Origin of the sequence: Arcanobacterium buesumense (assembly GCF_012563545.1) — a bacterium.
Taxonomy (GTDB): Bacteria; Actinomycetota; Actinomycetes; order Actinomycetales; family Actinomycetaceae; genus Arcanobacterium; species Arcanobacterium buesumense.
In genome coordinates this window covers 1,260,993-1,281,764 of the sequence record NZ_CP050804.1, presented here as the reverse complement: position 1 = coordinate 1,281,764, position 20,772 = coordinate 1,260,993, and the positions used below count along the sequence as shown (strand labels likewise).

25 protein-coding genes are annotated in these 20,772 nt (G+C 48.8%); 9 read left to right on the top strand and 16 right to left on the bottom strand.

Features of this window, described 5'->3' with window-relative positions:
• Positions 1-5 precede the first annotated feature (5 nt).
• Both HC352_RS05925 and HC352_RS05920 read right to left on the bottom strand, forming a co-directional pair.
• Positions 6-560: an ECF-type riboflavin transporter substrate-binding protein gene (locus HC352_RS05925; protein ID WP_168918018.1), complete on the bottom strand. Its 555-nt coding sequence runs from the start codon at positions 558-560 to the stop codon at positions 6-8.
• A 20-nt stretch (positions 561-580) separates the two neighbouring features.
• Positions 581-1,423, bottom strand: coding sequence for an SAM hydrolase/SAM-dependent halogenase family protein (locus HC352_RS05920; RefSeq protein ID WP_168918017.1), 843 nt, complete (start codon positions 1,421-1,423; stop codon positions 581-583).
• A 200-nt stretch (positions 1,424-1,623) separates the two neighbouring features.
• Between HC352_RS05920 and pdxS the strand changes: the two genes are divergently transcribed.
• Both pdxS and pdxT read left to right on the top strand, forming a co-directional pair.
• Entirely contained in the window at positions 1,624-2,502 is an 879-nt protein-coding gene (gene pdxS / locus HC352_RS05915; protein ID WP_091280738.1) for a pyridoxal 5'-phosphate synthase lyase subunit PdxS, read from the top strand.
• Positions 2,503-2,524: 22 nt separating this feature from the next.
• Positions 2,525-3,169, top strand: a complete 645-nt coding sequence (gene pdxT / locus HC352_RS05910) for a pyridoxal 5'-phosphate synthase glutaminase subunit PdxT (RefSeq protein WP_168918016.1) — start codon at positions 2,525-2,527, stop codon at positions 3,167-3,169.
• Positions 3,170-3,183: 14 nt separating this feature from the next.
• Here pdxT and HC352_RS05905 read toward each other — a convergent pair whose 3' ends face one another.
• The 8 genes from HC352_RS05905 to HC352_RS05870 form a co-directional block, all read right to left on the bottom strand.
• Entirely contained in the window at positions 3,184-3,468 is a 285-nt protein-coding gene (locus HC352_RS05905; RefSeq protein WP_168918015.1) for a type II toxin-antitoxin system RelE family toxin, read from the bottom strand.
• A complete protein-coding gene (gene relB, locus HC352_RS05900; protein WP_247645171.1) occupies positions 3,465-3,674 on the bottom strand; it encodes a type II toxin-antitoxin system RelB family antitoxin in 210 nt (69 codons plus the stop codon). The genes HC352_RS05905 and relB overlap by 4 nt, the downstream gene beginning before the upstream one ends.
• Positions 3,675-3,761: 87 nt before the next feature.
• Positions 3,762-3,956 (bottom strand): helix-turn-helix transcriptional regulator, encoded by a 195-nt coding sequence (locus tag HC352_RS05895; RefSeq protein WP_091280754.1) that lies wholly within the window; start codon positions 3,954-3,956, stop codon positions 3,762-3,764.
• Positions 3,953-4,408 carry a hypothetical protein gene (locus HC352_RS05890; protein ID WP_168918014.1) on the bottom strand — a complete coding sequence of 152 codons (456 nt, stop codon included), beginning with the start codon at positions 4,406-4,408 and terminating at the stop codon, positions 3,953-3,955. The genes HC352_RS05895 and HC352_RS05890 overlap by 4 nt, the downstream gene beginning before the upstream one ends.
• Before the next feature lie 839 nt (positions 4,409-5,247).
• Positions 5,248-5,724, bottom strand: coding sequence for a hypothetical protein (locus HC352_RS05885; protein WP_168918013.1), 477 nt, complete (start codon positions 5,722-5,724; stop codon positions 5,248-5,250).
• A 759-nt stretch (positions 5,725-6,483) separates the two neighbouring features.
• The gene (locus HC352_RS05880) at positions 6,484-7,173 is read right to left on the bottom strand and encodes an anti-sigma factor (RefSeq protein WP_168918012.1); all 690 of its coding nucleotides are present in this window, start codon (positions 7,171-7,173) and stop codon (positions 6,484-6,486) included.
• Positions 7,170-7,721, bottom strand: coding sequence for a sigma-70 family RNA polymerase sigma factor (locus HC352_RS05875; RefSeq protein ID WP_369801285.1), 552 nt, complete (start codon positions 7,719-7,721; stop codon positions 7,170-7,172). Before HC352_RS05875 ends, HC352_RS05880 begins: the two co-directional genes overlap by 4 nt.
• 45 nt (positions 7,722-7,766) lie before the next feature.
• Complete coding sequence (locus tag HC352_RS05870) at positions 7,767-9,515, bottom strand: cytochrome c biogenesis protein CcdA (RefSeq protein ID WP_247645170.1); 1,749 nt, start codon at positions 9,513-9,515, stop codon at positions 7,767-7,769.
• Between the two features lie 184 nt (positions 9,516-9,699).
• Between HC352_RS05870 and HC352_RS05865 the strand changes: the two genes are divergently transcribed.
• Positions 9,700-9,996: a hypothetical protein gene (locus HC352_RS05865; RefSeq protein WP_168918010.1), complete on the top strand. Its 297-nt coding sequence runs from the start codon at positions 9,700-9,702 to the stop codon at positions 9,994-9,996.
• A gap of 88 nt (positions 9,997-10,084) precedes the next feature.
• On the opposite strand, the gene HC352_RS05860 is transcribed toward HC352_RS05865, so the two are convergent.
• Positions 10,085-10,660: a flavodoxin domain-containing protein gene (locus tag HC352_RS05860; protein WP_168918009.1), complete on the bottom strand. Its 576-nt coding sequence runs from the start codon at positions 10,658-10,660 to the stop codon at positions 10,085-10,087.
• A 111-nt stretch (positions 10,661-10,771) separates the two neighbouring features.
• Entirely contained in the window at positions 10,772-11,824 is a 1,053-nt protein-coding gene (locus HC352_RS05855) for a S66 family peptidase (protein WP_168918008.1), read from the bottom strand.
• A 45-nt stretch (positions 11,825-11,869) separates the two neighbouring features.
• Between HC352_RS05855 and HC352_RS05850 the strand changes: the two genes are divergently transcribed.
• A complete protein-coding gene (locus HC352_RS05850; protein ID WP_168918007.1) occupies positions 11,870-12,553 on the top strand; it encodes a nitroreductase family protein in 684 nt (227 codons plus the stop codon).
• Position 12,554: 1 nt separating this feature from the next.
• Here the strand turns inward: HC352_RS05850 and HC352_RS05845 are convergent, their stop codons facing one another.
• The 4 genes from HC352_RS05845 to spxB form a co-directional block, all read right to left on the bottom strand.
• Entirely contained in the window at positions 12,555-13,226 is a 672-nt protein-coding gene (locus HC352_RS05845; protein WP_168918006.1) for a queuosine precursor transporter, read from the bottom strand.
• Between the two features lie 162 nt (positions 13,227-13,388).
• Positions 13,389-13,766 carry a GntR family transcriptional regulator gene (locus tag HC352_RS05840; RefSeq protein ID WP_168918005.1) on the bottom strand — a complete coding sequence of 126 codons (378 nt, stop codon included), beginning with the start codon at positions 13,764-13,766 and terminating at the stop codon, positions 13,389-13,391.
• On the bottom strand, positions 13,763-14,674 hold the full coding sequence (locus HC352_RS05835; RefSeq protein WP_168918004.1) for a hypothetical protein: 912 nt from the start codon (positions 14,672-14,674) through the stop codon (positions 13,763-13,765). The genes HC352_RS05840 and HC352_RS05835 overlap by 4 nt, the downstream gene beginning before the upstream one ends.
• A 163-nt stretch (positions 14,675-14,837) precedes the next feature.
• Positions 14,838-16,589 carry a pyruvate oxidase gene (gene spxB / locus HC352_RS05830; protein WP_211080633.1) on the bottom strand — a complete coding sequence of 584 codons (1,752 nt, stop codon included), beginning with the start codon at positions 16,587-16,589 and terminating at the stop codon, positions 14,838-14,840.
• A 165-nt stretch (positions 16,590-16,754) separates the two neighbouring features.
• On the opposite strand from spxB, the gene hemH reads away from it, so the two are divergent.
• The 5 genes from hemH (at position 16,755) to HC352_RS05810 (ending at position 20,705) form a co-directional block, all read left to right on the top strand.
• Positions 16,755-17,711 (top strand): ferrochelatase, encoded by a 957-nt coding sequence (hemH, locus tag HC352_RS05825; protein ID WP_247645245.1) that lies wholly within the window; start codon positions 16,755-16,757, stop codon positions 17,709-17,711.
• Positions 17,712-17,716: 5 nt separating this feature from the next.
• Positions 17,717-18,517, top strand: coding sequence for a sensor histidine kinase (locus tag HC352_RS05820; RefSeq protein WP_168918002.1), 801 nt, complete (start codon positions 17,717-17,719; stop codon positions 18,515-18,517).
• Entirely contained in the window at positions 18,514-19,125 is a 612-nt protein-coding gene (locus HC352_RS05815) for a response regulator transcription factor (RefSeq protein WP_247645169.1), read from the top strand. The genes HC352_RS05820 and HC352_RS05815 overlap by 4 nt, the downstream gene beginning before the upstream one ends.
• Positions 19,094-19,201 carry a winged helix-turn-helix domain-containing protein gene (locus tag HC352_RS09250; protein ID WP_369801228.1) on the top strand — a complete coding sequence of 36 codons (108 nt, stop codon included), beginning with the start codon at positions 19,094-19,096 and terminating at the stop codon, positions 19,199-19,201. Before HC352_RS05815 ends, HC352_RS09250 begins: the two co-directional genes overlap by 32 nt.
• A gap of 109 nt (positions 19,202-19,310) precedes the next feature.
• On the top strand, positions 19,311-20,705 hold the full coding sequence (locus HC352_RS05810; protein ID WP_168918001.1) for an MFS transporter: 1,395 nt from the start codon (positions 19,311-19,313) through the stop codon (positions 20,703-20,705).
• Positions 20,706-20,772: the final 67 nt, after the last annotated feature.

Below are 20,772 nucleotides of genomic sequence, written 5' to 3'. Positions count from 1 at the left end.
CTTTCTTACGCCTCGGTGGACAGTGTACCGCTTTGGGTGCGCGTCTTTGCGTAGGCGATCAAAATAAGTGTGCCAACAACGCCGGTGGTAATCGAATTGGAAATGAAGGCAGTGGCGCCTTGAATGAATACCTTGTTTGTTGGTTCGGAGTAGATAAGAATATCTCCCAGCGGAGCGACTAAAGCCCATGCGATGGCGTTTGCTATAACGACGCCGACATTGAATCGAACAATAGTTTTGGTGTGGAAGAGTCCTTCATTGACTTTGTTGCCAAGCATTGTAATTCCGATGATGAGGCCGACAACTGCGGAGGCAACTTCCCATGATGCCCAAATGCCATATCCAGTGGCATCGATAAGAACGTGACCAATTCCGCCGATGAGGGCACCTGGAACTGGTCCAAACAGTACAGCAAAAACGGCTAGAACTGCATATTGGAGTGCGATGGCGACATTTGGAATTGGGGTTGGGATTGCGGCGAAGCGGCCCAAGACGAAGAATAATGCTGCGCCGATGCCGATAGCAACGACTTGTACGACTGGTGACATTTTCTTAGACATTATTTATCCTTTCGTGTCCCTTATAGCTCGTAATGGGCTAGTGATACCTGCCAAGATGTACCGGTACCGATGTTGAATGCGTGAGCGTAGGAGCCACGATTAATAGCGATGGCCATACGATCGAGTGAGTTAACGTAAAGTAGTGAATCGCCGACCTCAACTGAAGCAAATGATGGCACATAGAGCATGTGGTTGGAGTGCACTTGGCGTCCCTGATTGAAAACACGTAAACGGAACCGTTGGTTAAACCCATCAGCCATATCGAGGAAGAGAGTACGTGGAATGGATGTCCATAGCGATCCGTAACGGACATCATGGGCTTCAATGATTCCCCGGATCTCGCCGTCAACAAATGTAGGTTCTTCGTAATCGAGAGTAACGAGAGCATCGAGTGGGACGCGTGGTCCGACGTCGTCAAATGAAATAATGCCAGCGGCTAACCGGGCACCGGTAAAAGCGTAAATATCACGGCCGTGGAAGGTGTATGAGGCTTCTGATCCGGCACGGCGGTTGATGGTTTCGTCGATCGTGCGAATATCTGTGATGCCAAAAATAGCATTAACGTGCGTGAGGGTTCCGTTGTTTGGCGTCACGATGTAATGGCCGGTTTTGGTTTTGGCGACGACGGAGAGACGGTCTGAGCCAACTCCAGGATCGACGACGGAGACGAAAACGGTTCCTTCTGGCCAGTAATCGATAGTTTGTGCTAAACGATAAGAACCTTCCCAAATATCGTATGGTGGAATGTTATGGGTGAGATTATAGATGTGAAGTTTGGGACTAGTTCCAACGGCAACGCCATACATTGCGCTGACTGCGCCGTCGTCGAGACCAAAATCTGACTGCAAAACAAGGTTATTCATAAAATAATTATCGCTGGTTGAGACAAAAAATGCTGGACGTCTTACAGTGTGAAATAGATCGCCTCAGTGTTCATAGTTTTGGCTACGCTGATAACGGACTTCGATCGTGAAGTAGGATTACCTCGCGTATAGTATTGCATGAATAGTTTACGGTACAAGCCGGTAAAACTTCAGAAATTTAGAACTTTAAAGGTACGGGTATGACTGAGAATTCTCGCTTCGAATTGAATAAACAACTTGCGCAGATGCTTAAAGGTGGCGTTATTATGGACGTCACAAACGCTGAGCAGGCACGGATTGCCGAAGAAGCAGGCGCTAGTGCGGTGATGGCTCTCGAACGCATCCCAGCAGATATTCGTGCAGCAGGTGGCGTTTCACGGATGAGTGACCCACGCTTGATTAAAGAAATCCAGAACGCAGTGTCCATTCCAGTCATGGCAAAGGTTCGTATCGGACACTTTGTTGAAGCCCAGATTTTACAGGCGCTCGAGATTGACTATATTGACGAGTCCGAAGTACTCTCCCCAGCAGATAATGTTTTCCATATTAATAAGACTGATTTTGATGTGCCGTTTGTGTGTGGTGCGAAGGATCTTGGCGAAGCGCTTCGCCGTATCGCTGAAGGTGCCTCGATGATTCGTACCAAGGGCGAGCCAGGAACTGGTGATGTGGTACAGGCGGTTACCCATATGCGCCTGATTCAGTCCCAGATGCGTAAGGTTCAGAGCTTGCGCGCCGATGAACTGTTTGAAGAGGCTAAGCAACTGGCAGTCCCGGTAGAGCTTTTGCGTTACGTGCATGAGAATGGCAAGTTGCCGGTCGTGAATTTTGCTGCTGGCGGTGTAGCGACGCCGGCTGATGCGGCATTGATGATGCAGCTCGGCGCTGAAGGCGTGTTCGTCGGTTCGGGTATCTTCAAGTCGGGCGATCCGGCTAAGCGCGCGCAGGCGATTGTTAAGTCAGTGACCAATTTCGAAGATGCCAAGCTGATTGCTGAGCTGTCAGAAGATTTGGGTGAAGCCATGGTTGGCATCAACGAATCTGAAATTGATCTGCTCATGGCTGAGCGCGGCAAGTGACATTGAAGGAATCCAGAAAATAATGGCAAAAACTGTTGGTGTACTAGCTGTCCAAGGTGCATTTATTGAGCATCGCCGGCGTTTAGAGCAGCTTGGAATAACGGCTGTGGAATTGCGTAACGGAGACGATGCTCGCCGCGATCTTGACGGGCTGGTCTTGCCAGGTGGCGAGAGCACAGTACAAAGTAAACTTTTGCGCGAACTCGACATGTTCGATCCGCTTATGCAGAAGTTGGCCGATGGTTTGCCAGTGTTTGGTACCTGTGCTGGGCTAATTCTTTTAGCCCAGCAAGTTGCCAACGGTCCAGTTGCCGGGGTAGAGCATGCGGCACCGACGTCGTCCCATGTTGCGGTTGCTGGGTTTGCCACGATGCCGGTGACGGTGGTGCGCAACGCCTATGGCCGCCAGCTCGGCAGTTTCCATATCGCTGACGGGCAGTTCTTCGAGGGAGAACCTAGTGTTGCCGGCGAGGATCCGGCCCAGATCCCGATGACGTTCATTCGAGCCCCACATATTGCTGAGCTGGGTGACGGTGTTGACGTACTGGCGGCATTGCCAGATGGTGCTCCGGTGGCAGTTACCTATCGCAACCAAATTGGTGCGACCTTCCATCCGGAGCTTGACGACGATATGAGTATCTACAATACGTTCGCGCGGATGCTCTAAGGAGCTATTGCATTTTAGTTTGAATAGATTGAATCGCATCGGCCTATCGAAAAGATTTCAATTGTAATCGTTGTGTCTTCAATGAATGCCAATATGCGGTACGAGCCGACGCGATAGCGCCATTCTCCAGATCTATTAGCTGTCAGCCCTTTGCCGAAAGCACGTGGATCGCTACATCCTTCAAGGTGGTTCTTTATCCATGTTGCGAGTATTTTTGCATCGAAGCGATCCATCTTTTTAAGCTGTTTACGTGCTCGTGTAGTGAGAAATACTCGATACGTATGTGGCGAGGTACTCATCTCCAGGAAAGTTCTTCTAAAACCTCGTCGATAGTAAAGCGCTCGCCAGTGTCATGAGCAAGAGCATGATGTAATTCGTCGAGATCATAGGAATCTTCAATTTTTTCCAGAATTGCTTGGCGGGCAAAATCGGATATTGTTAATCCTTCAAATTTGGCAAATTTCCGGATCAGTTCGGCATCGCTGTCATTCATACGTAGCGTCATTGTGGGCATAGGTACTCCTCAGATCCTTATGATGAATACAATGTATTCATCATAAGGATCTGAGGCAAACAAGCCAAAAGAATTAGCCTATGACTCAGGGGAAAAGATGTCCTCAATCCTTTGATTGAATACACGAGCAATATCGAAAGCAAGTGGAAGTGATGGGTCGAAGTGTCCTTTTTCGATAGAGATAATCGTTTGACGGCTCACGCTTAGTTGTTGAGCTAGGTATTCTTGGGACCAGCCGTTTTCTTTGCGTAGCTTCGGGAGCGAATTCTTCATTGTAGTGTTCGCTTGCGGTTGATGACATAACTGATTACGTAGGCGCACACGCCAAGGATGAAGAAGATGACAAAGCAGATGCTAATAGCGTTTTGGTGGTAAAAAGCGGCGATTGCTGAGCCCCAGCCACTACCAATGAGCATAGTGAAGAATCCAGCTGATACGGCCCTAGCATGCCAGGTGTTTTCAACGCTCGCTTCCGGTTTTGCGATGGCGCCAGCAATGGTTGTGCGATCGACGATGAGAACCCAGATAAGCCCAGTAAACAGAAAGCCGGTCATTGCCGAGAATATGGCGGCATACAGCCATACATGGTCCGTGTCGGAACGTAAATAGGCCGAGATTATCCCAACAACTGTTCCCACTAACAGGCCTAGCGGCAGAGCAATGACCAGTGCAGGCAGTCGCTTACGTTTGGTGTATCCCCATATAGATATGTGAGGTTGTGACATAGTTGATTCCTTTCCCTTATGTAAAGCAGACTTTACATGCGAGAGGAAATAGTGTCAAGTATGTTTGACATATGGTGGAAGCATTCTCTTGTCACTATCGTTGCGGTAATAATTGTTTTTGCTGATGCGTTCCTTTTTCGCAAGCATGAAGAGGGGCGATGAAAATAAAGTTTGAGCAAACTTTGACAGACGGCATAAAGAGGTGAGCTACGGCTAAAATGAGCTGATTAGCTTGGTCTTTCCCGCTCACAGATCGGCACACGTGCGGTAGTGATTTATCCCTGACTTAACCAGTTCCGGCAGTTAATTATCAAAGTTCATTTACTTTTTGTAACCGAATAATCACGTACAAGGAGGTAGAGGAAGCAAAGAGCGATAAGTCCCGCTCTTGATGTGGAATCATTTCTGATAATTAGGATTCCCAATGAACTTGTAATATAAACGACCGCGTAAATGATAGCTATGGGTTGATGGCCAATTTGTTTTTTGATGATATATGCACCAAGCCATATGAGTATCAAGGTTTCGGCAATAATCGGAAATGAAAATATATCCGTGAACGTCAAGTTATATGCAAAGAACACTAGCATATGCGTCCAGAATAATTCCGGAAATCCTTCTTTTAAAAAGGTAATGAGATTGCTGAGCAAAAGTTATCGTCCTTCGATCTCTACACGCAGTGGAGGGATTCCCCATTGGGAATAGAAAGTAATTCCTTTCCCTTGGTGGATCGCCCCAACTACCCTAAGCGCGACATTGGTAAAGAATGACCCTCCAAGGACAGCTGTAGCAATTCCAGCTACCGTTCCAAGAGGACCTGCAATTGAAGTAACTAGTGGTCAAACGGCAGCCACTGCTGCTGGTCCACCTTCTGCAGCTGTAGAAAGGAAAGCGAAGGTGCCTGTCTTGAGGTCATAATTTGAAATATGGAACAGTCTCGCTCGATTAGCGGTAGCCGTTTCATTTCTTTGTGTGATGTTAACAGATCGCACGGATCCATCTGCGAACGAGTGAAGAAGTTGAATCTCAGATGGGGTAAACCTATACTTTTCAATCAGCACCTTATCCGGAACCACAATCTTGAATTTTCCGCCAGCAACGATGGATTTTTTGAATGCTGAGCTTGAGTTAGCGATCTTTTGAGCGAGTTCCAACGCGTCTTTTTCAGTCAGCGAAATACCATTAGGGTTTGGCTCATTAACTTTAACAATTGGCGATGTTGCAACCGGAAATTCATTATTGAATTGTCCAGCAATCCCTACACTCCCTAGTGCAAGAGATCCACTGACGATCATAGCCAAAAACGTTTTATTCATCTTTGTAAACTCTCCCGTCTACACTATTGATCTGAATAATATGACTCTAGTCCTGCAATAGTATCGCTGTAAATGGCAATTTCCATTTTTATTTAGGATTATTTTTAGGAGTTTGGATTTGAAGTGTCTTGAGTTCTTAGCTCTAGGTGACTTGAGTACTGTCTATTGATACCCTGTGTGTGGCTAGGGAGAATGGATAAATGGTGCAAACGTTTAGTAAGCCCCTCCAGCGTCCTAAAATATTTCGTAGCCCACTCAAATTCCGTGAATTCGGGTCATGTTTGCATGCCACAATTTTTCCAAGTAATTCGCAAATCCAGTCGGCACACTGGATTGTTTGATGTAAATGGCTGTCAAACTTCATTGGAGATTCTTACAGATATGATGCGTCCTGATCTGAAAACATAAAAGAGGTAGCTCTCGGATAGGCTTCCATCTGCCCATGTTGCCTTGTTTGCTGGAATTATAAACCCACCTAGGCCAAAAATAGAATGAGCTTTATATAGGGGATGAGATCAGTTCACATAGGAGTCATTATATCTAAATTAATAAAAATGGCCGATGTGCACGATAGTCGCATTCTATAACACGAAGACCCGTGCGAACACGGGTCTCGGAAGCGGAGCACCGAAGTGCGTCCTAATAGTCAGGATACGCGCTAATTGGTTAGCCTGCAAATAGCTTGCTCATGTATTTTAGTGGAGTTTCAACGGTGTGATCTTCTAAGCTTAGAGATCAAGATCTTACGATATTTTCTTCTTAGGTGAGCGAATGAGGCGTAGTGCTCGCTCGATCGGCCGGATCATCAGGAATACTAATCTTCCACGTGATAATCGGTTTTCCAGTTGGCTGCGCTGATCCGTCGGCTGGTTCAATCGTAACGAAGACGTCGTCGCCATCTTCTGGCATGGCATCAATAAACGAGAATGGGCCAGTTTTGTTCGGTTCGTACATTCCAGCTTTGCGGATGTTACCAGCGTGGCGTACCCACACCGCTAAGCTCTGACCTGCGGGAGCTTGTAATTCTACCGGCATCGTTACCGCGGCCATCTCCATATCGTGTGACCAGGTCAAAGTCACCACGTGACCATCTGGCATTGTGTCAGCAACCCGTACCACATCTTGGGCCTGATTGAGCTGCGCATAATGACTGGTGTATTCCATCGAATCCATGACACTCCAACGGCCGACACCAACTCCGGCAGCTACCAATACCGCGGCCGCCGCCATCTGGGAAACTGCACGCACAACTCGCAGTTTTCGTGGCTTGAGTTCGACGACGTTACTATCGGTCGTTGTTGACTCCGGTGATCGTGATTCTTGTGGCAGGTGGGCAATTGTCTCCAACAAATGCTCGCGAACAGCAGGAGAAGGGGCAACAGGTGTCAAACTTGTGCCTAGTGTCCCCGCAATATCGTCGGGGAAGGTGAGATCGTCGTCGCTATTCATCGTTCCTGCTCCATAAATCTTTTCATTTTAGCTAATCCGTCTCTGATCCGAGTTTTTACTGTTCCAAGTGGAACACGTTGATGGTTGGCAATTTCACGGTGTGTTAATCCGGTGAAAAACGCAAGTTTGATAGTGGAAGAATGCGGTTCACCTACGAAGTCAAGCATCCGGCGAACCTGTTCCGATTCGAGGCGTTGTTCCACGCTTTCAAGCGTGTGATCGTAGTCGATATCGGTTGCCACATAGGCAGTGTCACGCTCGCGGCTGGCCTGAGAAGACCGCACTCGATCTATCGCCCGCCGGCGCGCAAGTGTTACCAGCCACCCGCGGGCTGTGCCGCGGCCGCTAGTGAACTGTGGCGCTTTTTGCCACACTTCTAAAAACACTTCCTGCAACACTTCTTCCGATTGAGAGTGGTCACGCAAAATCTGGCGGATCAGCGCCAAAACCTTGCCACTCCAACGGTCGTAGAAAGTCGCGAAAGCCTGGCTATCGCCGTTCGCGATTCGTCTGAGTATGACATCGTCAAGATCTGATGGTTCAGGTATCACGGCTTTATCGTACGGTGTTTGAGCTAAGATTGTCACTGCGTCTCACCCGAAAGTGAACGAATACAACTCCACACCTGGTGAGACAGTGAGTTCTACTGTTCCTGAAGACTCCGGCGTGGTGTTGACAATTTCTTGAGCATTAGGCACACCAGAGATCTTCATGGTTGATTCTTTCCCATCGTTATTCCACGTGATAGTTCCTTCGCCAGAAGCTACCAAGTAGACGTGTGCGCCACGCCAAGAAAGACGCAACTTACCGTCGGCATTAACTGGGGTAATCGATTGCGGGCTCACCTTCCAGGTTCCGTTCAGTGCAAAGTTATCTGGCTTGAGTGACTCTGGAAAAGAGGCGTCGATGGTGCCGTTCGATAATGATCCGCCAGCGTAGCGTTCGGCACGCGCAGAACCGAGATATGTTTCGGGAGTACGCGGAGCGCGAGCCGACGCGTCGTCATTGGCGTTAGAAAAAATTGGTTCGGGAAGGGTGACGTTCGGGTTGGCTTCACGTAAGAGGTCACGGATCTGGCGTTCGGTAGTTGCTTCTGCGCCTTCACCATATTTGATTGCGCGTAGCTGACCGGTTGCGTCAGCAAGGTAGTGGGCTGGCCAGTAGTGGTTATCGAAATTTTGCCACGTGACAAGGTTGGAGTCGACGGCGATCGGATAGGTGATTCCGAGTTTGTCGCCGCCAGCTTTCACATTTTCGGGCACTTTTTCAAAAGCGTATTCGGGCGAGTGGACCCCGATAACTTGCAGACCGGAATCCTTATAGGTTTCGTAGAGTTTTTCGATACCTGGAATTGAGCGCTGGCAGTTGATACACGAGTAGGCCCAAAAATCGACGAGAGTGACTTTTCCTGCTCGATCAGATTCACTCAATGGCTGATTATCTGGAGTGTTGTACCAGGCGACTGCGCCACTGATTTCGGGGAGTTGACCGCAGTTGGCGAGTTCTGTTGCGCCGTCGACGCAGGGGCCATTTTGCTGAGTTGGGTAGAGCGACTCAGTGCTCTTTTGTAACGACGACGTCCAGTCCGGTAGTGCGCGTTGAATCTTAGCCGGAACATCAAAAACAATGCCTAGGGCTAGACCAATCATCGCGATACCAGCGATGCTACGGATAAGTTGTTGCCGAGTGCGGAAGGCGCTAATTCGTTCGGTGAGTTTTTGGCCTGAGAGCGCAAAGAAAAGGAGTGGAATTGCGGTTCCGATTCCGAAAGATAGAGCTAGTGCTACGGTGTCCGCACCGATCTTTCCGGTTGTTCCGGCAACTGACACGGCTGCTAGGACTGGTCCAGCGCATGGAACATAGGCGGCGCCGAGGACAACTCCGAGCCAGAAACCGTTAGACGATGTTGAGTTGCCAGTTTTAGCGAAACGCGAGAACGGTTTTTCCAGTATTTCCATGAGTCGCGGGATGAGCATTGCGATGCCGATAAGGAACAACATGGCTACGCCAGCCCAGCGAATAAAATCTTGGGGGAGATTCAAGAGAGTCAATAGTGCAGAGCCGAATAAGGTAAAGGTGGTAAAGCTGAGCACTAGTCCGCCGACGACGGCGTAGGGATGCCATTTTGAGGCCGGTTTGGTGGTCTGCGTGGTCACGGTTGAAGTGGCTGGTGTGTCATTGAGAGAAATGAGATTGCCTGACAATAAACCAGGGGTTGTGCTTGGCTTGGTTGTTTGTGCTCCTTGAGCGCCGGAGAGGAATATGACGGGGAGTACCGGCAGAATACATGGGGATATACCGGTGATAAATCCGCCAAGGAGACCAATTAATACTAGAGACATAATGTGAAGTCCTTTCATTAAGTTCTATGAGTAGTTCGCAGCAGTAGTGATTCTGGATTGCTTTAAGTCTGGATTTGGACTGTGAGTCAGGTCACGTAATGTCATCCAATCCAGATGGCAATCGGCGTCGAACTAGTTATGAAAGATCGTTGAGGCGTCCGCCTCGTAATATAAGGAGAACTTTATGAATATTCGTCGAATCACTGCTGGTGCTTTTGTTGGCTTACTATCTGTTGCTGGTCTTGCAGCGTGCAACTCTGATGCTGATAACAAAATGGATGACGGCAAGATGGATGACAAGCAGATGTCGGAAACCAAGATGTCTGATGGCGAGAAGATGTCGGACGATAAAATGAAGGACGACAAGATGTCAGATGATAAAATGAAGGACGACAAGATGTCAGATGATAAAATGAAGGACGACAAGATGTCTGATGGCGACAAGATGGATGATGACAAGATGAAGGACGACAAGAAGTAAACCCTTCCTGCCGTCGTCGTTATACGTAAAGTAGGGCGAGAATCTCCGGTAAGCACGGAGGTTCTCGCCCTAGTTTTTCATGAGTTTGTTATGAAGATTTGCTAAGGATATCGTGTGCGCGCGCAATAAGAGGCGCAATGGCTGCTCGGTTGGTGTGGTCGTATCCTTCGGCGATGTGATCGGCGACGGCCACTGCCCATTCGCCACGATTGCGATACTTTTGGACGCGTTTAGCAAAGGTCTTTAGTAAACCTTTTTCGATTGGGTTCAGGCCTTCGTACCGCACTCCGCCTTCAAAGTAGAAATATGCGTAGTCATTGCGAGCAAGTTCGACGCGGTTAAACGTGCGGGAGGCAGAACGATAGTCGCGATCCGGATGTTGCGGTGTACCGCCATTAGCCCACACAATGATTTTCTTCGACGTCGATAACCCAGCACGTTTAATAAGCTTACGGAATGTTGAGAATCTGCGAATAATGCCCATGCGGATTCCGGCACCATAAATAATAAGGTCATAGTTGGCAAGTGCTACCTGGCCGTGCTTAATAAGTGGAAGTAATTCTTCTATGGAGTAGAGGTCAGCATCTAAGTCTTCACTAATCCATTGTGCGTAGGTATGTGCAAAACCGGTAATAGACGAATAGATAACTATTGTATGTTTCATGTTTGCGACACTTTCATGTCTTATGTTCGCCTTTATGACGATTCTTCAATAATAGCCAGCTAATCCTAACTGAAACTTAGCGACAGAGAAAAGTTAGGGGGAGCTTAGAAGTTACCTTGCAAAATGTGCCGTTATTGTTTCAGCTTGCGGGTCTAAAGTGACTTCGCCACCGTAGGGAATGATCGCCTGTGGGCGAGTGTGGCCAAATGGAGCGCCAACAACAACTAAAAGATCGTCGCGGTAGGAGCTTACGTGAGTCAATACATACTCAAGATAAGTCAAACGCCGTGACTGTTGTACCTCGTAGGGGACAGGGTTGTCCCGATCATCAACAACGGGCTGGGCAAACATTAATCCAGCAGCTGCACTGAGATATCCGCGTTCACCAAAAGCTCTAATCCAACGGCCAACATAATCTGGGGGTGGCATAATCTCCGATGTCTCTAACATCAGGATTTTTCCTTCTAATTCACGAGCATCTGGCAACCGCCCAGCTATCGCTAGCTGATCGAGTACCTCAAAACAACCGCCCCACGTAGCTGCGCGGACTTGTTGATCGCTGCCGATAAACTCCACTGGCATTGCCGGTTCCCGGTGAACTCCATGCGTGAGTGCCTGCGGATCAGACCAGTCCAGTCCGTAATCTTCGGACTCGCTGACTATCGGAAGAACGACGTCGTCGCCAAACAAAGCACTACGCAACGTCAATAAATGTATCGGATCGATACCAGGTCCAGACCCAAGATGTACTTGGGTGGCTCCGCCATGAAAACTCGCCACTCCGTTGTGCCACAGCCAATTCAAGATATTCGTATTATCGGAATAGCCAAAAAATGGTTTTGGATCCTGCCGGACAAGCTCCGGATCCAGCAACTTCGTCAAGCAAATCTCATCATCTCCGCCCACAGTAGTGAAAATTGCTCGAATATCCGGATCTGCAAAAGCGGTGTTAACATCGGCTGCCCGATCGGCAAGAGAAGCGCCCATTGCGCACGTGGTAGGAAAATCTACCGCAATCAATCCCAGTTCGGACTCAATCCGTTGCTTTGCTTGCTCATGAAGTTGCGGAAAATAAGCTGGAGCCGCCCACGCAGGGGAAAGCACGGCAACTTTATCACCAGGGTGAACGACTGAGGGGGAAATCAAAGGCGCTGAATGAGTCATGTTTTAAGTCTAGCGCGTGAAGGAAGAGGCTTGTAAGATAAGCGTATGAACGATTTTTCTGCACTGGTGCAAGCTCGCCATACTGTTCGTGATTTCCGTGATGTTCCACTAGCTAAAGAGACTGTGGATCAGATTTTTAACGATGCGCGATTTGCGCCAAGCTGGTCAAATACTCGTGGATATCGAGTGGCGTTGGCAACTGGTCAGACCCGGGAAAAGTTGCTCGCAGCCTATATGCGTGAGTTCGATGCTATGAGCGCAGCGCAAGCAATAAAAACTGTTCCTGATTGCGATGGTGATTATGATATTTTTGCCCGCTATCCAGACGAATTGCGTACTCGGCAAGTTGAGGTTGGAGTAGGGCTGTATCAGCATTTGGGAATTGCGCGAGAAGATCGCGCCGGACGCTATGCGCAGATGCGGAGAAACTTTGAAGCGTTTGGCGCGCCGGTTGTGGGCTTGGTGTTTATCCACCATGATTTCTTGCCATATTCGGCGCTTGATGCCGGTTTAATGCTACAAACACTATTCTTATCTGCGAAGGCTCACGGAGTGGACTCGTGTCCATTAGGAGTGTTGGCAGGGTGGCGCCGGCCAGCAGATGAGGTTTTCGATGTGCCAGCCGAATACGCACTCGTTACCGGGTTTGCGTTAGGTTATGGAACGGATGCGCCGATTAATGATTTTCACGCAGCGCATCCGCCCATTGCGTTGATAGAGACGCGGTAGGTTATCCCTGAATACCGTATTCTGGTTCTGCTCGCTTAACGAGGCGCATGACGGCCATCGTGATAGGGGAGAATACAAGTTCAACGGCGGTTTTGTAGGTAAAACCAACAAACAGATAGTTGAGGAACGTCGATAGGTCAGGGATTTCTAGGACTTGCGCAGCGATAGAACAAAAGACGAGAGTATCAACGAATTCTCCGACGACGGTGGAGGCAGCCATTCGGCCAAACAGCAGTTTTTCCCCGGATCGCTTCTTCATTTGAACCATGGTAAATGCGTTGGAAAGCTGGCCGGCAAGGAAGCCAAGAAGAGAAGCAACGACGATCTGCCACACTGGTCCGAGAGTGCGTACTAGCGCCTCTTGGCCGTCATAGAAATCTGCGCCAGGTAGCGCAATCATCACCCAGTAACACAGCGCAGCGAAAATTGAGAGCGCGAAGGTAACAATGACAGCACGGCGGGAGGCCTTCCAGCCGTAGACTTCGGAAACGACGTCACCAATGATGTAGGCAAATGGGAAAAGGAAGAATCCGCCGTCGGTAAGAATCGGACCGAAGATAACCGGCTTCGAAGCTCCAATGTTGGACAGAATGAGAACAACGGCCATGATGGCAACAAAAATTGGGTAGAGTCCAGTCCCGGTTGGAGCGAATTTTGCTTTCTGGGCAGTCATGAATATTCCTATACGCTAAAAATGATACGGAAAATGAAGTACATCGACGCTCTCACTACCTCTACGGCGCGTACTCGCTTGCTGCCCCAAGCGGTGTACCGTGAAGTATTTTGCCAGAAACGTACCTAGCACGCACATGTTATCGATGCGATGTGCTGAAAATTATTCTTTATCCTCACGCAATCTAGTTAATTCTTTGATGCCGTCCTGTTCGGTAAAACCAAAAGCGCGTAAATCAGCGAGATAACGTTGGGTGAGTTGAATGAGGTGGTTGGCAAGTTCGTCGTCGTTAGTTTTTCTGCCGTTGACGATGGTTCCTTTACTTCGCGCTGTGGTAATCAGTCCTGCCTCAGATAGGGACGCGTAGGTGCGCATAACAGTGCCCGGGGCAATTCCAAGATCGCGCGCAAGTGCACGCACGGTGGGCAGTTGACTACCGGGGGAAAGTTTTCCGGAAAGTATCGCACCAGTAATTTGATTTGTTAGCTGCTCATGTGCGGGGATTGAAAGAGATGAATCAATAGTTAGTTCAACACTCATTGATCGACGCCGATTCCTGGATTGAACTGACGAGCCAACGTGATGACGAAAATGATGGTATTGACGATTGCTGCGATGGTGTGAACAGCGGCCAAAATGATTAATATTGTCGAACTTGGCATCGCGCTTGCGTCAATAAAGACTGTGGGGCGGAAGAATAATGCGCTGAACGCAAGATAAGCTCCACGCACTGATAAACCAAGAGCGGTGGCCGCCGTAGCTGCGGTTATGCCGAAAATAAGCTCATTAATAGATCTGCGACGCACGATATTGTCAAGGCTGACAAGCGCATTATCTGACGAATTTCGCGGGCGTAAGATAACAATCTGTGTGATTGCGGCAGTAAGTAAAGAAGCGAAAACTAGTGCGCCGATCACTGCAAATACTGCTATTGGTGACGCGAATGAAACGGCCCCGAAATCGTCAGGTAATACTGGCATTAGAGGGTAGAGCGCGGTGAGGGAGAATAATATGAGCGGGGCGCTTATGAGCGTTACTTTGGGAAGCTGGTTAGTGTATTGGGTAAGGGTGCGGCGCTCTAAACCGCTGTGTCTCGGGACGTGAGCGGCTTTGAATGTGAGTATGTGGACTATGAAGGTAAAAAGGCAGATTGAAGTGTAGATGGCGAATGGTGCGGCATAGCTGAGCTCCGGAATTCCTACGAAGACTAGCAGGATAATTGTTGCCGGTATGCCAACAATGAAACCGACAATGCGGGCGATAGCTAGACCGCGGATTGTTGTTTGTAGCTTTGGCGCGTATGGGAGCCGATTGAGGAAAAGCTTGCGGTGAGGAGTGTGAATATACCATGCTCCGAGCGTGATCAGCGGAAGAACTATCAGAGATAGTTGCACAAGTGCAGCGATCAATAAGTAGGGCATACTTGATCCGGCGTGTGGGACAGGCATCGTAAGAACCCTTCCTTGTGACAGTTAACTGATACAAGGATTTTATGTCGAAATATGCTTGTATCAATATGTTGTTACAAGGAAGGGCCGTGTGGTGCGGCGACCGCTCAGTTTCCGCACCACACGAAGTTTGTTGTGTCTATTGACGCCTTACGACGAACCGTTAGGCTTGATGGTGAGCCAAAATCTCACCGAAAGGTTCGAGATTTTCGGCGTGGTAATGAGCTCGGAATTCATCAAAATCAGGTCGTTCATCGCGCGTAAGCGGGAACTGTTCGACTGGAATCATCCGATCATTTGTGACTTTGACGTCGAGGACAACTGGTTCATTCGCTGCTACCGCCTGCGCCAAAGCCTCGTGCAGTTCGGATGCGGTCCGAACGGTGATACCGCGCACTCCGAAACCTTCTGCGATACGTGCGAAGTCAAGATCAGTTAAGGAAACTCCAGAGTGTGGTTGACGTGTGTCGTCTTGTTCGGCTTCGATATAACCTAGTGATTCATTCGTCAGTACCACCGATATAATCGGTAAGTGGTGTTCGGCTGCGGTGGTTAGTCCTTGAACCACCATGGTCATTGCTCCGTCCCCTGCCAAATTCCACACCTGGCGGCCAGGGTATTCGAGGGCGCCGGCGACAGCTGCTGGTAGACCATAGCCCATCGTGGCGTACAGTGGCGAAGTGGTGAACTGTTGGCCTGGGTTGACTTTCAAGAAGCGCGCAGAAGCGATATTGACATTGCCGACGTCGATACCGAACAGCGCATCATCTGTGGTGACCTTGTTAATTTCGCTAAAAACGGTTTCCAGTCGTATTGGGGATTGCGTGGTTGCCTGTGAAGTGATCCACTCTTCCCATTGGGAACGATTTTCTTGTGCGGCGCGCAACCATGCAGATTCTGAACCGTCGATGCCGCGTTGTTGAGCTACTTGTACAAGGGCTGCTAAGAATTCCTTGGCATCAGCACGAACGCCTAGCTCAACGCCATGGCGGGCGCCGATGACCATTGGGTCGATATTGACATCGACGAAGCGGGCATCAGGATTAAACATGAAAACGCCAAATTCGTAATTCGTGCCAATGAATAAAATGAAATCAGTAGCGCGCCCAGCGTCGACAGCTGGTTTAGTTGCTACTCGGCCAGTCGAAAGCATGTAGGAAGGGTGATCGTGTGGGACGATACCTTTGCCGAGATAAGTTGACAACAGCGGTGCGCCAACAAGGTTCGAAAGTTCAGTTAGTTCCGTCCCGGCTGAGCGAGCGCCTTGACCGAAGTATATGATTGGTCGTTTAGCTTGAGTGAGTAAGTCAAGGGTGCGTTCGACGTCATCCTTATTAATTGGGAATGTGGGTTGTGTGGTTGGGTGTGCATGTGCTGAGACTGGGTAGGCATTAGCAGGAATTTTTTCCCAACCTAGATCTTTGGGGAGGACGACGACGGCGGGGCCGCGTTTTGCGTAAGCGGTGCGGATTGCGGTGTCGATAACGAGGGGGAGTTGTTCGGCTGTCATGACGGTGCGGTTGTATACGGCAACATCTGCAAACATCGGGTTTTCATCCATTTCTTGGAAGAAATCGGTGTTCATTCGCGCGGTTGGGACCTGGCCGATGATTGCGAGAACGGGAATATTGTCAATTTTGGCATCGTATAGCCCGTTGAGTAGGTGCGCGGCACCGGGGCCTGCTGAGCCGAGCATGACGCCAATGCGGCCGGTTGTTTTAGCTTCGCCAACTGCGGCTAGTGCGCCAAATTCTTCGTGGCGAACGCCGATGTAATCGATGCGATCTTGATACGTGTGGATGGCGTCCATTGTGGAATCGAGAGAACCGCCAGGAAGTCCATAGATCCGTTTGATGCCCCACTCATGTAAAACGCGCATCATTTCATTTGCTGCTGGAACTAAGTTCGTCGCCATTATCGTCTCCTTTGCCGAGATTTTTATTATGGCTACATCATACTCTTTTTTTGTTGAAAAATAAACAATTGAATTTTAATCAGAAATTTTATGCGACATATCTAATTAAAATTGAAATAACAATTGAAAATGCAGATAGAAGTTAGAGACGTTAATGTTGTGACTATGACACGTGGATGCATTATCGTAACTCTGGGAACTCCGGCCTCTCCGCAGCCGAAAGATATTCAAGAATTTTTGAAGATCTTTCTTTCAGATCCGGCAGTAGTAGATATGCCACGGTGGTTGTGGAAACCGATTTTACACAACATTGTTTTGCGGGTGCGGCCGGAAAAAATTGCGCCGATTTATCGCAGAATTTGGACTGCGGAAGGTTCTCCACTTTTAGTCCATACCCGCGCGCAAAATCACCACTTAGCTCAGGAGCTTGAGGGTGTTCGAGTCGCCTTTGCAACCACATATATGGAACCGAGTATCGCTTCGGTAATCGCTGAACTTGACGTTGACGAAGTAGTTGTCATTCCGCTGTATCCGCAATACACTCCGTCAACAGTAGCTGATATTTGGCGTCAGCTTGATGAGATTGCTACCCAGCCAGATGCCCCCAGAATTATCCGTAGTTCAGCGTGGTATGACAATCCGGCGTATATCGACTGGTATGTACAACATATACACACCCGTATTAAGCGATGCTCTCACCACATTGACAAAATAATCTTCTCTTACCATGGTGTTCCTCTACGCGCCGCACACGATCCGCGTGAATATCAACGACAATGTGAGGCAACGACTCAAGCCATCATGGATCGCGTAGGGACTATTGATTTTGAGATAACATATCAATCCAAGTTTGGGCCAGGCGCATGGCTCCAACCAGCAACCATTGAGCGTATGGCAGCCCTGCCAGGTGAAGGTGTCCAAAACATCATGGTTGTCACTCCAGGGTTTTTCGCTTCTTGTATTGAAACACTTGATGAAATCGATGTACTCAATCAGGAAAAATTTATCTCTCAAGGGGGATGCTATTTCACATCGGTAGCACCGCCTGATTCAGACCCTGTCGCCGGGAAAATTCTCGCTCACGTTTATCACAGCGCTATCGCAGATAATCCTTTAAAATAGCCACTATGAGCGGTATCTGGTTGCTGATTTGTCTCGGTTTGGCATTGGTTGTGGCGATGGCGGTGATGGTGTATCAGTACCTGCACATTGTGCGACTTCAGCGCGATAATAATAATCTACGTCATCAACTTGCTACCCGGCATGAGCGTCCAGCCATCATTTCGCATGAAATTCGCACTCCGTTAGCACTTATCAATGGCGCAGCAGAACTCTTAGCTGAAGGACTAGCTGGGCCGCTAACTGACCAGCAGCGTACTTTTGTAACAACAATTACCGAAAACACAACGCAAGTTATCAATATTTCGGAAAACTTCCTTATCGATGCCCGCTTAAATTCAGCTACGCCCATTGCTCGAGAACACGTTGATGTACGGGCAGTTGTAGCTGATACTGCCCGCCACATGCGACGTATCACAAATGTTCCAATACATGTTGATGCTGCTGGTGGATTACTCCCTATTTGTGCCGATCCGGGCTTGATTCGCCAGCTGGTGTGGAATTTGGTCAATAATGCTACTCGGCATGCTGGGCCAGAGGCAACAGTCACTGTACGTGTACGCAATGCGGAAGGTGGCGGTGCGCTCCTCATTGTTTCCGATGATGGTGAAGGGATCTCTTCAGAAGATCAAGAGCATATGTTTGAAGCATTTCGCACCGGTTCTTCCCGGCGTCCGGGAACGGGTATTGGCATGATGGTGGCACAACATATTGTTCATGCTCATGGTGGGACAATCTTGGTAGACTCGTTATCTCAGCATGGCACGGCCATACATGTAGTTTTACCAGCAGTAGCGAAAGGAGAATGATGAAACCACGAGCTCTTGTTGTTGATGATGAAGCGCAGATGGTCTCGATCGTTACTTTTGCACTTGAAACTCAAGAATTCGAATGTGAAAGCGCAACTACGCCGGCACGTGCATGGGAGCTTTTGCAACATAATCACTACGATTTAGTAGTACTAGATGTGTTGATGCCGCGAGGTTCTGGAATAGATATTACGAGACGTATGCGTGCTTTGGGAATTGAAACACCAGTTATTTTATTGACTGCTCTGGGGCAAGAGTCGGACCGGATAGCTGGATTGGAAGCCGGGGCAGATGATTATGTGACAAAGCCGTTCAGTCCGCGTGAATTGGCTTTACGTGCCCAAGCTATTGTGCGGCGGTTAGCGCCTGAACGAGAAGAAAATCATCAAATTTTTGGTCCAGTGCGTATCGATCGGCGCGGAGGACGCGCTTGGTATGACGGTGTGCTAGTGACAGAAAGTCAGGTGGAAATGGCTATCTTGGCTACCTTAGCTAAACGCGCCAACGATATTGTTCCCACTCGAGAATTAATTACTGCCGTGTGGGGGCCAGCGGGCGGGTACTGGTGGGCGAGAAATGGTGAAAACAACCATTTATCGCCTGCGTAAGCATATGGAAAATGCTGGTGTAGATCCGACGCTGATTCGAAGTCATCGCGGATTAGGTTATTCTTTAGCTCAGTAATTAAGTAACGCCATGTTACCAAGTGTTACTTAAACCGCCATCACTGTTACCTCCGTCTCTTTACCATGGATAAATCAGAGTTATCAATGACGATCCTCGGAGGTCATCCATGTCCAAGCAGTCGCGGCCGCTCGGTTTCCTATCGGCACCGCCAAAAGCCCAACCGCTCCCAGCAGAAAAAGTTGATTCGGTCTACCGCCGTATGCGACTAGAAGTATTCACCGGCATTTTCGTCGGTTATGCTGGTTTCTATTTGATTCGCAACAATGTTTCGCTCGTTGCGGCCATTCTCAAAGAACACGATCTGATGAACACCATCGGTATCGGTATTGTGGCAAACGCGGTACTTTTTGCCTATGGTTTATCAAAGTTCTTTATGGCGATGCTTTCTGATCGCGCAAATGCTCGCTACTTTTTACCACTTGGTTTGGCATTATCAGCCATTACTAATCTTTTGATTGCATTTGTTCCAGTTCTATCAGCATCTGTCGGTCTATTTGCGATCGTTATGTTCCTCAACGGCTGGTTCCAAGGAATGGGATGGCCACCATCAGGTCGCGTATTAGTCCACTGGTTCTCAACCAATGAGCGCGGTTGGAAGACCTCGATTTGGAACTGTGCGCACAACGTCGGCGGTGCAGGTGTTGGTCTTATCGCTGCATGGGCACTAGGCAACTTTGCAACATCCGAAGCTGACTGGACTCCAGCATTCTGGGCTCCAGCGATTGTTGCATTAGTAGTTGCGGCAATTTCGTTGGTCCTCATTCATGATCGGCCAGAAGCTGTTGGTCTGCCTACAATCGAAGAGTACCGTGATGACCCAGCCAAGGTAGAGATTCACGATACAGAAGGTCTTTCATGGAAGGACATGCTCTTCAAGCACGTTTTGACCAATCGAGTTATCGTTCTCCTTGCAGTGACCAACGTCTTCGTCTATACCCTGCGTTACGGCGTTTTGAACTGGATTCCAGTTTATCTAACCGAAGAAATTCACGGCGCTAACATTAAAGAAGGTATTATCGGCTTCGCAATTTATGAAGGCGCCGGTATCATCGGTACCGTCTTGTGCGGCTGGGTTTCTGACAAAGTATTCAAGGGATGGCGTTCTGGTGCTGGCTTACTATTCTTAGCTGGCGTGGGTGTTGCAATTGCGTTGTACTGGCTGATTCCAAACACTGCTCCGCTCTGGATCTTCTATGTCCTTATCGGTGTTATCGGCGGTTTGATCTACGGGCCAGTTATGCTGATTGGTTTGCAAGCTATCGATCTTTCCCCACGTAATGTGGCTGGTACAGCTGCCGGCTTCACTGGTTTGTTTGGTTACCTATTAGGTGCAACCTTGGCCTCATCTGGTGTTGGTCTTCTCATCCACTACTTTGGCTGGAATATCACCTACGCTGTGCTCCTCATCGTTGTTGTCTTGTCCCTGATTCTTATGTGGATCGTTGGCAAAGACGAACGTCGACTGATGGATGAGCATAACGCACGCACTACAGCTAACTGATCTACCTATTTCTAGCACACATGAAACTGGGAGCTTACTCAACGAGCAAGCTTCCAGTTTTCATATA

Excerpts from the sequence above, each read along its gene's own strand:
- HC352_RS05925 (WP_168918018.1), bottom strand. The coding sequence starts at position 560 with ATGTCTAAGAAAATGTCACCAGTCGTACAAGTCGTTGCTATCGGCATC.
- HC352_RS05920 (WP_168918017.1), bottom strand. The coding sequence starts at position 1,423 with ATGAATAACCTTGTTTTGCAGTCAGATTTTGGTCTCGACGACGGCGCA.
- pdxS (WP_091280738.1), top strand. The coding sequence starts at position 1,624 with ATGACTGAGAATTCTCGCTTCGAATTGAATAAACAACTTGCGCAGATG.
- pdxT (WP_168918016.1), top strand. The coding sequence starts at position 2,525 with ATGGCAAAAACTGTTGGTGTACTAGCTGTCCAAGGTGCATTTATTGAG.
- HC352_RS05905 (WP_168918015.1), bottom strand. The coding sequence starts at position 3,468 with ATGAGTACCTCGCCACATACGTATCGAGTATTTCTCACTACACGAGCA.
- relB (WP_247645171.1), bottom strand. The coding sequence starts at position 3,674 with ATGACGCTACGTATGAATGACAGCGATGCCGAACTGATCCGGAAATTT.
- HC352_RS05895 (WP_091280754.1), bottom strand. The coding sequence starts at position 3,956 with ATGAAGAATTCGCTCCCGAAGCTACGCAAAGAAAACGGCTGGTCCCAA.
- HC352_RS05890 (WP_168918014.1), bottom strand. The coding sequence starts at position 4,408 with ATGTCACAACCTCACATATCTATATGGGGATACACCAAACGTAAGCGA.
- HC352_RS05885 (WP_168918013.1), bottom strand. The coding sequence starts at position 5,724 with ATGAATAAAACGTTTTTGGCTATGATCGTCAGTGGATCTCTTGCACTA.
- HC352_RS05880 (WP_168918012.1), bottom strand. The coding sequence starts at position 7,173 with ATGAATAGCGACGACGATCTCACCTTCCCCGACGATATTGCGGGGACA.
- HC352_RS05870 (WP_247645170.1), bottom strand. The coding sequence starts at position 9,515 with ATGTCTCTAGTATTAATTGGTCTCCTTGGCGGATTTATCACCGGTATA.
- HC352_RS05865 (WP_168918010.1), top strand. The coding sequence starts at position 9,700 with ATGAATATTCGTCGAATCACTGCTGGTGCTTTTGTTGGCTTACTATCT.
- HC352_RS05860 (WP_168918009.1), bottom strand. The coding sequence starts at position 10,660 with ATGAAACATACAATAGTTATCTATTCGTCTATTACCGGTTTTGCACAT.
- HC352_RS05855 (WP_168918008.1), bottom strand. The coding sequence starts at position 11,824 with ATGACTCATTCAGCGCCTTTGATTTCCCCCTCAGTCGTTCACCCTGGT.
- HC352_RS05850 (WP_168918007.1), top strand. The coding sequence starts at position 11,870 with ATGAACGATTTTTCTGCACTGGTGCAAGCTCGCCATACTGTTCGTGAT.
- HC352_RS05845 (WP_168918006.1), bottom strand. The coding sequence starts at position 13,226 with ATGACTGCCCAGAAAGCAAAATTCGCTCCAACCGGGACTGGACTCTAC.
- HC352_RS05840 (WP_168918005.1), bottom strand. The coding sequence starts at position 13,766 with ATGAGTGTTGAACTAACTATTGATTCATCTCTTTCAATCCCCGCACAT.
- HC352_RS05835 (WP_168918004.1), bottom strand. The coding sequence starts at position 14,674 with ATGCCTGTCCCACACGCCGGATCAAGTATGCCCTACTTATTGATCGCT.
- spxB (WP_211080633.1), bottom strand. The coding sequence starts at position 16,589 with ATGGCGACGAACTTAGTTCCAGCAGCAAATGAAATGATGCGCGTTTTA.
- hemH (WP_247645245.1), top strand. The coding sequence starts at position 16,755 with ATGACACGTGGATGCATTATCGTAACTCTGGGAACTCCGGCCTCTCCG.
- HC352_RS05820 (WP_168918002.1), top strand. The coding sequence starts at position 17,717 with ATGAGCGGTATCTGGTTGCTGATTTGTCTCGGTTTGGCATTGGTTGTG.
- HC352_RS05815 (WP_247645169.1), top strand. The coding sequence starts at position 18,514 with ATGATGAAACCACGAGCTCTTGTTGTTGATGATGAAGCGCAGATGGTC.
- HC352_RS09250 (WP_369801228.1), top strand. The coding sequence starts at position 19,094 with ATGGTGAAAACAACCATTTATCGCCTGCGTAAGCATATGGAAAATGCT.
- HC352_RS05810 (WP_168918001.1), top strand. The coding sequence starts at position 19,311 with ATGTCCAAGCAGTCGCGGCCGCTCGGTTTCCTATCGGCACCGCCAAAA.